Origin of the sequence: Myxococcus sp. AM011 (genome assembly GCF_013372595.1) — a bacterium.
GTDB lineage: Bacteria > Myxococcota > Myxococcia > Myxococcales > Myxococcaceae > Myxococcus > Myxococcus eversor.
In genome coordinates, this window is the sequence record NZ_JABXEM010000358.1 from 1 (window position 1) to 9,265 (window position 9,265).

A 9,265-nucleotide genomic window follows, 5' to 3' on the forward strand; every position below is an offset into this window, starting at 1 on the left:
GGGCTGGGGCCCGGCGCGACACCTCGCGCTCGAGCTCCATCCGAAAAGCCGTGAGTCGCTCACGGGCGGTGAAGGGGCCGCTCCCAGCGATAGCTCCGAAGAAGCGCTTGCGCACGCCCTTGCGCGTCGCACACAGCACTTCCGTGACGCAGAGGGCCACGCCGCCCCCCACCGCCGGCAGCGGCCTCATGGTGTTGAAGTAGATGGGGAGGTACCGCTCCAGGGCGGCCTCGTCCTCCACTTCGATGGTGATTTTCGACAGGAGCGCATTGCCACACAACGCGGTGGCGACCTGTCTCAACCCCGGCGTGAAGGCGAAGCCGTGGGTGGTGAGCGACGGCATCCACCAGGGCAGCGCCGGCGAATACAAGGTGGAGAAGATGTCCTCCAACACCCCACCCTCCCGGCGCGTGTGCTCCAGCAGCGTGGAGACCAGCTCGGGCGTCACCGGCCCCTGGCTCGTGCGCGCGGGAATCACCGCGATGCGGATGCGCCGCCAGGGCCGCGCCACGGACGCGGGCGCATCCGGCAACACGGGCACCAGCATGGTGGGGTTGTCGCCGCGCAACAGGCCCGCGCCGGAGCGCTCCAGCGCCAGCAGCGAGGCACACGCGAGATTGCGGAAGTCCAGCCGCTCGGGAAGCTCCACGCGCAACAGCGGAGTGGGCTCCTCGGCCCCCGTGAGCCACTCGTCCGAGGACGCGCGGTGCTTGCGGGGCATGGCGGCGGCGATGGCGCGCGACACCTCCATCATCGCGGTGCCATCCATCACCAGATGGTCGAACGCCAGCTCCAGCGAGCCCGTCCCCGGGTCCACCCGCGCCCCCAGCCAGGTGCTCGTCGTCAACAGATGCGAACGCCACGCGCTGCGCCCCCGCCCCGCCACGTCCACCACCACCTGGGGGTGAAGCCCGGCCCTGCGCGCTTCGGAGGGCGTGCACGGCGCGGACGCGGCCAGCAGCCTCGCCACCGCCTCCGGATTCAGGTGCGAGTCCTCCAGGGGCAGCCGCGAGATTCGCAAGCCCCCTCCCTCATCGGTGATGGCCACCGTGAGCACGCTGTCATCGGAGACACGCTGCCGGGCATCCAGCCCCTCGCGACCCAGCCCCGCCAACCAGACGTCCGTGGGCTGGTTGTAGCGGCGGCCCCGCGTGTCCCGGTGCCACCGCGCCACCTGGGCGAGCAGGATGGCCGCCCAGGCCCCCGTCGTGGTGTCCACGCCCAGGGGCTGCACCGTCAGCATGATGCGGCGCGAGCGGGGCTCGGTGGAGAGGAAGCGCTCCCAGGTCGTCAGCTCCCGCACCACGCCCGAGACCCGGCTCGCCGGGAAGGTCCGCTGCCAGCCATCGCAGAAGCCCACCAGCGCGGCCAGCGACTGGCGCGCCACCGGCAGGAAGTGAGGAAACTTGTGCGCCATCGACTCCCGCACGCGAGAGAGCGCGTCCTCGCCGCGACGCACAGCGAAGGAAGGTAAGGAACCAGAGCCGTCCATGGCACGTGTCCCGCGCAAGCCCACCGGTGAGGTGACCCACAACATTGGCCGTGCAGTGTAGCGGACACTTCCCCGTCGCGGTGACGCTGTTGTGTCCTCCGTCGGGCGGGCCCCACGCACTCATACGGGTGGTGAACGACTCACGCCCACGCCCACACCTCCTGCTCCGACGGAGTGCGTCGCGAATCACCGCACCCGCGTCGCGGGCTCTCGCACGGGGAGCGAGAGTCTCGCCAGGACCACACCTCGGCTCGGATGGCCGGACAGCAGACTTCCACTCCCAACGGCCCTACCTCCTGGAGCGTGCCGGGTCAGCAGCCGACGAGGCATGGCGCGCCACGCGGCCCCACCCCTTCGCGGACCGCACCCCTTATCAATGGCCTCACACTCGCGCGCGCTTCTCGACGCGGGCAGACGTGCGGTTTCCACGCAGCTCATCCTGTGACAAGGCTTCAGTCCTTTCACATGCGCGCCACACAACGCTGATCCGTGGCGCCGATGTGACAATGAGCACGGGAGACCTCGCCGTGACGCGACTGTCTTTTCTCGCGTCGAGCGCCCTTTCATTGATACGCGCGCGACACGAAGCGATGGGTGGCTCCGCCGGACCCCTCGGGAAACCACAGACCAAATCAAACCTGATTTCACCGACAGAATAACCTTTCAAGACTAGGTCGATTTGCCATGACCCGCACTGGCAGTCCGGCCCGCAATCGGTAGGATGCAACCGTCCAAGTCCAATCATCGCCCTTGGACACATGGGGGGGAGTCCAGCAACACAGCACTCGGAACGGCCACGGTACCCACGCGCAGCCAGTGGGTCTCCGCGACGCCAGTACGTGGTTCGTGAGCCAAAGGCTCGCGGGCACGGGAAGGGTGCGCCCCCGGTAGTCCTCACGCCACGCAAAGGAATGCAACTCATGAAGAAGTTCCTGTCTGCCACTGCCGCGGCCGCGCTGTCGCTCACCGCGACGCAGGCCCTCGCCGCGCCGATGTCCCCGTCCGCCAAGCCCATGGCGCAGCACTTCTCCCCCACCGTGCAGGACGCCTTCACGCTCCTCGGTGACACGGACAACAACAACCTCGTCTATTACGTCCCGCGCCGCGGCGGCATCGCCGTCCAGTCGCCCCAGTCGGCCCAGCCCATCCCCCGCTTCCAGATCTCCGGCTTCGTCCCCATCTACGGATGGTTCGCGGGCCTGGAGCTGGCGAACCTGGGTGGCTCGTTCTCCACCACCAGCGACCTGGGCGCGCTCAACCGGCTGTCCACCGAGGCCGCCGCGAAGGGCTTCCAGATCGCCCCGGCGCCCGCCGCCCGGTCCACCACCCAGTTCCTGCTCTCCGGTTTCGCGCCGACCAACGGCCGCGTGGAGATCGACTGCGAGTTTGAAATCCTCGTCGTCAACGGCCGCGAGGTGAAGGTCCCCAACTGCTTCACGCACCTGGACCCGACCTCGCCGTACAGCCTCGACACGAACGTGATGTACAAGTTCAACACCATGCCCACCCTGGGTGGCAGCGTCGTGGCGCAGGACATCGCGTTCCAGGCCACCACCCTGCCGACGTGGAGCAACCAGCTTCGCGCCCTGATGGCCACGGGCGCCCAGTGGGACAGCATCATGACGGCGCAGGTGGACTGGGACATCAAGACCCACAACCTCACCCGTCAGGCGCGCTTCACGGTGAACTGGCGCTCGCTGTTCGAGCAGGCCAGCGCCTTCGCGGCCTTCCACCTGAGCTCCTGCGTGGACATCGAAGTTCGCGCCTTCTTCGAGCGCCTGGTCACCTGTTCCTCCGAGAACGCCTGCGGCATCCGCATCGAGTACCTCGGCGCCAACGGCGTCTGGGGCCCCACCGCGCCCAATGACTCCAACTTCATCAACGTCGTGAACGCCGTCCAGGCCCGCCTCCAGGACGAGCTGTTCAACGAGGTCCGCCGCTACACGACGCCGGTGAACGGCCAGGTCTCCAACCAGACCAACTCCATCTTCACCATGCGCGCCAACTACGAGAAGCTCATCCTGGAGCGCAACGAGGTCACCTACATCCAGTACAACCCGGGCCCCACGGACTTCCAGGTCAAGACCAACCTGAACGTCACGTGCCTCATGGACGGCTTCGAGCTCGGCCGCGTCAACTGGAACATGAATGACGCGGGCTGCAGGGCGCTGCTCGGCCAGCCGTAATTCCGCGTCGCTTTGATTTCAGGGCGGAGGCCATCTTCCGGGTGGCTTCCGCCCTTCCTTTCCTTTCTCGAACCAGGCCCTTTCTCCATGCGATTGCTTTCGCTCTGCCTTGCCGTCGTGTCGTGTCTCGCCGCTCTTCCCGCCCAGGCCCAGACGGACACGCCGCCTCTCGACCATGCGCGCACCATCCGCGAGTCTGAGATGGTCTTCGTTCCCTACATGGGGATGAATCGCGGTCCCGTCTTCTATACCCAGTACATGCAGGTCCCGACCGACTCCGCCGCCTCCGTGGCTGGCATGAGGCGGTTCTTCGTCAACCTGTACCCCACGGCCCACCAGAACGACTTGTACAACGGCTTCATCTCCCGCAACGGCATCACCGACGCGCGGCTGCTCCCGATTCCCTCGGCCGGCTCGTGCCAGCCCTCGGCCGGAATCGCGGACCTGCTGCGGACCATGCCGACCAACTACCGGCCGACCGTCGTCGGCGGCAACTATCCGTTCGTCTGCGGCCTGAGCATCTACGTCTTCCCCGCGGAAGAGGCGGCGGTGCGCGCCTATATCGCCGCCAACGCCGTCATCACCCTGCGCGTCTCGGTGCCGCTGTGCGCGACGAACAGCCCGCTGCTGAACGTCCCCGCCATCAACCAGCGGCTGGTGACGGACGGCGTGCTCCAGACGTCGCCCAACCTGGGCGTCGAGGGCAACAGCTGGAACGTGCTCTTCGAGTCCGCCAAGCTCGCCCAGTTGAGCCCCTCCCTGTTCGTCACGTCCGACCCGCAGGTCGGCTGGGAGACGTACATCAAGTCCTTCACGCTGAACCTGACGGCGCAGACCGCGACGATGTCCCCCGCCGCGGCCAGCAACTCAGCCCCCATCTGCACGCCCACGCCGCTGGTCATCACCTTCGGCTGAGCCGGACCCGCACGAAGCCGAACCCTCACACCAGCAGCCGGGGGCGCCCGTGGCGACGGCCATGACGCTCCCGGCTCGGGAGTTTTTCACGATGAAACCAAGGGTCTGGGTCCTGGCGGGACTCGTGGGATGGACGGCCTGTTCATGCTCGGGGAGTGACCCGGACGAGCAAGGCCAGACACCGGAGCAGCGCAAGAAGCAGGTCCAGGAGTGCATCGTCACCCGGGTGCCACCTCCGGCCGGCTCCGCCGAGGCCTCGTGGTCGGTGTCCGGGTATGCCCTGGTGAGCGCCTACCGGGCCTGTCAGGCGAAGCAGGAGGACGCGACGTCCGGCGACTTCCGCGACGTGCTCCAGGGCCTCGCCGAGCCCGAGGAGGACCCCTCGCGCGTGAGACTCACCCAGCCTGGAGGGAGCGCGCCGTGAGGTGGCTCGCCGTCCTCGTGCTCGTGCTGGGAGGGTTCGCCTCCGCCAAGGGCGGCGTGGCCCAGGAGTGCACGGGCTGCCACACGTCCAAGCGCACCGAGCCCCAGACGCGCTTCGCCAACGGCCTGGGCCGGTGGACCGACAGCCAGTGCTATGGCTGCCACGCCGAAATCAACGACGTCGCCGTGAAGCGCCAGAAGCGAGAGCCGGACCCGCGCTACTTCGCCATCCCCGTGCGCGAGGACAAGCTGGCGCACCTGGCCAAGACGCCGCTGGCCTACATGAATGCCCCGGAGGTGCTGGAGCATCCGGGCCAGAAGACTCCCCGCATCTCCGCGCGAGGGTTGGCCGCCTTCCTCAAGCGCCCCAGCAACCTCTCCCAGAAGGAGGGCAGCCGCGCGCCGCGGATGATGGCCTATCCCAGCCTCCAGTCGGGCGACGTGAGGGACGTCGCGGCGCTCCTGTCGGTGCGGCTCCCCGCGCGGGAGGCTCCCACCGCGAAGCTGTCGGTCGCCGAGCGCAAGGACGCCGACGGCCTCTGGAAGGCGCGCTGCGCCAGTTGCCACGCGGGTGCAAGACCCCTCTCGGGACGGGACGGCGTCTCGCTTTCGCTCTACACGCCCGAGTGGACGTATGAGTACTGCCGCGAGCAGATGCCCTACGCGCGCGCGGACCGGCGGATGCCGGAGGTGCCGCTGTCGCTGGACGAGGCGAAGCTCCTGCACCGCCTGTTCGACGAGCTGCGCGTGGAGAAGGAGCGCGAGCTGGACGCGCGCGTGACGAAGCTCGCGCTGAAGGACGCCGCCCTGCCCGGCGCGGTGCCTCCGGCGATGCTCGCCTACCTCTGGGGCCCCTTCTTCCGGGACGCCACCTGCGTGCACTGCCATGCGACGAGCCCGCGCGCGGCCAGCGCCTTCACCGCGGACGCGGAGGGCCTGAAGAAGTACCTCCAGAAGAAGTCGGGCGAGGAGTACTGGCGCCGGCTGGAGACGCGCGCGCTGGAGGCCGAGCACGGCCTGGTCGCCGCGAAGCCCGGCATGCCCATGGCGGGCCTGGAGCTGCCCGCGGAGCTGCGGCGGCTCATCGCCCGGTGGGTGGTGGACGGCTGCAAGGATGCCGAAGGCAAGGCCTGGTGCCGTCGCTGACGGCGCATACCGAGGAGATGTCCATGAGCCTGAATGTGTCGCACCTGTCGTCGAGGATTGGCTGGACGTGGGCGCTCTTCGTCGGCCTCTGGCTTTGGACGGGCTGCGGCGGCGAGAGCCCCTCCGCCCAGGACATGGCAAGGCGCCAGGCGCTCGCGGGCCGCGCCTCCGCCACCCGGCTGTCGCTGGGCCAGTACCACTCGGTGGGCGTCCACTCGGACGGCACCGTGTGGGCCTGGGGCTACAACCGGCAGGGCCAGCTGGGCAACGGCCTCTTCACCGACAGCCCCACGCCGGTGAAGGTGAGGAACCTGGAGGACGCGGTGGCGGTGTCCTCGGGTGACTACCACTCCATGGCGCTGCGCTCGGACGGCACCGTCTGGTCCTGGGGCGACAACTACTCGGGGCAGCTGGGCAACGGCACCGTGCTGGCCAGCAGCGAGCCGGTGCGCGTGCAGAACCTGTTCGGCGTGCTGGCGGTCGGCTCGGGCTTCTCGCACTCGGTGGCGCTGCGCTCGGACGGCACCGTGTGGGCCTGGGGCGACAACCGCTCCAAGCAGCTCGGCACGCTGGCGGCGACCACCAGCACCCTGCCCGTGCAGGTGCCCGGCCTGAGCAACGTCATCGCCGTGGCGGCGGGCGGCAACAGCTCGCTGGCGCTGCGCGCGGACGGCACCGTGTGGGCCTGGGGTGACAACCGCAGCGGCCAGCTCGGCGATGGCACGACGACGACGCGCGGCACGCCCGCGCAGGTGCAGTCGCTGACCGGCGTGGTGACCATCTCCGCGGGCGCGTCCCACTGCGTGGCGCTGCGCTCGAATGGCACCGCGTGGACATGGGGGCTCAACTCCACGGGCCAGCTCGGCGACGGGACGAAGATCAACCGGCCGTACCCGGTGCAGGCGGTGCTGACGGACGTGCTGGCCGCGGTCGCCGGCAACTACCACTCGCTGGCGGTGCGCTCGGACGGCGCGGTGTGGGCCTGGGGTGACAACCGCTACCGCCAGCTGGGCAACGGCACGCTGACGAGCAGCAACCTGCCCATCCAAGCGGGGCTCAGCGGCGGAATCACCCTGGTGGCGGGCTTCAAGCATTCACTGACGCTGCGCGCGGACGGCACGGTGTGGTCCTGGGGTGACAACGCCTTCGGCCAGCTGGGGGACGGCACCTTCCAGCCGCGCATGTCGCCGGTGCGCGTGGGAAACACCACGCTGGGCAATCCCGGGGTGACGTCCGGCCAGTTGCACTCCGTCTACCTGGACTCGGCGGGCAACCTCTGGAGCTGGGGCGACAACGAGGACGGCCAGCTGGGCAACGGCCTGGGCGCGGACCGGCTCGTGCCCGCGCGCATGGGCCTGACGTCCAGCGTGGCCGTGGCCGCCGGACACCGCCACACCGTGGTCCTCAAGGGGGACACCACCGTGTGGTCCTGGGGCGTCAACGTGCGGGGCGAGGTGGGCGATGGCTCCAACACCAACCGCTCGCAGCCGGTGTCGGTGTCGGGCCTGTCGGGCATCACCTCCATCTCCGCGGGGGCCTACCACTCGCTCGCGCTGCACCGCGACGGCACGGTGTGGGCCTGGGGCTTCAACCGCTACGGGCAACTGGGTGACGGGACGACGGTGGACAGCAACCACCCCATCCAGGTGACGGGCCTGGCGGGAGTGACGGCGATTGCCGCGGGACACAGCCACTCGCTGGCGCTGCGCTCGGACGGCACCGTGTGGGCGTGGGGTTACAACTTCGATGGCCAGATTGGCAGCGGGACGAACTCCTGGCACATCCTGCCGGTGCAGGTCGTGGGGCTGTCGGCGATGACGGCCATCACCGCCGGCGGCTACCACTCCATGGCGCTGCGCGCGGACGGCTCGGTGTGGTCCTGGGGCTACAACGGCTCGGGGCAGTTGGGCAACAACTCCACGTTGAGCGTGAACGCGCCGGTGCTCGTGTCGAACCTGAGCGGCATCGTCTCCATCACCGCCGGGGACTACCACTCACTGGCGCTGCGCTCGGACGGCACGGTGCGCGCGTGGGGCTTCAACTTCGACGGACAGATTGGGGATGGCTTCCTGGAGAACCGCCATGTGCCGGTGATGGTCGCGGGCATGACGAACGTCGTGGCCGTCATCGCCGGAGACCACCACTCCATGGCCCTGCGCTCGGACGGCACGACGTGGGCCTGGGGCGCCAACGCGGAAGGCCAGCTCGGCGACGGCACGCGCGACGACAGCATGATTCCCGTGAAGGTGGAGCTGTTCTGAAGCAACTCGACAAGGAGACACCCATGTTCCCCCGTACCCTGAATCGTTGGGCCTCGCGTGCTGTCGCGGGCGCGGCCCTCGCGCTCGCCTCGCTGTCCGGCACCGCCGCGCAAGCCTTCACCGAGGAGCACGTCATCATCCTGATTGACCGCAGCGGCTCCATGATGACGACGCGCGCCTCCGGACAGACGCGCTTCGCGGACGCGCTCGTGCGCGGTCGCGACTTCGTCCAGATGCCCAATGCCCTCCCCCGCCTGTACGCCATCTGGAGCTTCGAGGGCGCCAGCTACCGCCGAGAGCAGGGGTTCGAGGATGGCGCGAAGACGGTGGCGACCCTCGGCCGGCTGACCTCGGGGGTGGGAGCCACGCCCCTGGCGCTCGCCGTCTGTGATGCCGCCGACGAGCTGCTCCAGTTCGCCCCCGGCATCGACGCGCGCAAGGTCGTCCACCTCATCTCCGACGGCGAGGAGAACAGCACGCCGGAGGACACGCTCTGCTACGGCCCTCCGAGCATCACTCGCTACCCCAACCTGACGGAGGGCTCGTGGGAGTGGAAGATTCGCAACATGCTCAAGACGGGTGACCCGCTGCGCGACAGCCCCAATCCCTTCCAGCTCGTCTTCGACGCGGATGTCTTCTTCAACCACCTCACGCTGGCGCCCGCCGCCGCGCCGCCCGAGCCGGCCTTCCACGCGCTGCTCAAGGGACTGAGCCAGGCCTCCGGGGGCACCTTCACCCCCATCGAGGACACGCGGCCCATTCCAGTGCCGGGCGACACCAACCAGGACGGCTGCGTCAACTCCACCGACTACTACCTCGTCCTGGCCAACTATGGCCTGTCC

7 protein-coding genes are annotated in these 9,265 nt (G+C 69.1%); 6 read left to right on the forward strand and 1 reads right to left on the reverse strand.

Annotated elements, in window-relative coordinates; translation table 11 throughout:
* On the reverse strand, nt 1–1,417 hold a 1,417-nt coding region (locus tag HUW62_RS43020), incomplete at its 3' end, for a hypothetical protein (protein ID WP_255203964.1).
* A gap of 995 nt (nt 1,418–2,412) precedes the next feature.
* Here HUW62_RS43020 and HUW62_RS43025 point away from each other — a divergent pair.
* The 6 genes from HUW62_RS43025 to HUW62_RS43050 all read left to right on the forward strand — a co-directional run.
* On the forward strand, nt 2,413–3,678 hold the full coding sequence (locus HUW62_RS43025) for a hypothetical protein (RefSeq protein ID WP_163867852.1): 1,266 nt from the start codon (nt 2,413–2,415) through the stop codon (nt 3,676–3,678).
* Nucleotides 3,679–3,765: 87 nt separating this feature from the next.
* Entirely contained in the window at nt 3,766–4,593 is an 828-nt protein-coding gene (locus tag HUW62_RS43030; RefSeq protein WP_176437750.1) for a hypothetical protein, read from the forward strand.
* A gap of 91 nt (nt 4,594–4,684) precedes the next feature.
* Nucleotides 4,685–5,017 (forward strand): hypothetical protein, encoded by a 333-nt coding sequence (locus HUW62_RS43035; RefSeq protein ID WP_163867850.1) that lies wholly within the window; start codon nt 4,685–4,687, stop codon nt 5,015–5,017.
* Nucleotides 5,014–6,162: a hypothetical protein gene (locus tag HUW62_RS43040; protein ID WP_176437751.1), complete on the forward strand. Its 1,149-nt coding sequence runs from the start codon at nt 5,014–5,016 to the stop codon at nt 6,160–6,162. Before HUW62_RS43035 ends, HUW62_RS43040 begins: the two co-directional genes overlap by 4 nt.
* Before the next feature lie 23 nt (nt 6,163–6,185).
* Nucleotides 6,186–8,423: an RCC1 domain-containing protein gene (locus HUW62_RS43045; protein WP_176437752.1), complete on the forward strand. Its 2,238-nt coding sequence runs from the start codon at nt 6,186–6,188 to the stop codon at nt 8,421–8,423.
* A 23-nt stretch (nt 8,424–8,446) separates the two neighbouring features.
* A partial coding sequence (locus HUW62_RS43050) for a VWA domain-containing protein (protein ID WP_176437753.1) occupies nt 8,447–9,265 on the forward strand: 819 nt, incomplete at its 3' end.

Excerpts from the sequence above, each read along its gene's own strand:
- HUW62_RS43025 (WP_163867852.1), top strand. The coding sequence starts at position 2,413 with ATGAAGAAGTTCCTGTCTGCCACTGCCGCGGCCGCGCTGTCGCTCACC.
- HUW62_RS43030 (WP_176437750.1), top strand. The coding sequence starts at position 3,766 with ATGCGATTGCTTTCGCTCTGCCTTGCCGTCGTGTCGTGTCTCGCCGCT.
- HUW62_RS43035 (WP_163867850.1), top strand. The coding sequence starts at position 4,685 with ATGAAACCAAGGGTCTGGGTCCTGGCGGGACTCGTGGGATGGACGGCC.
- HUW62_RS43045 (WP_176437752.1), top strand. The coding sequence starts at position 6,186 with ATGAGCCTGAATGTGTCGCACCTGTCGTCGAGGATTGGCTGGACGTGG.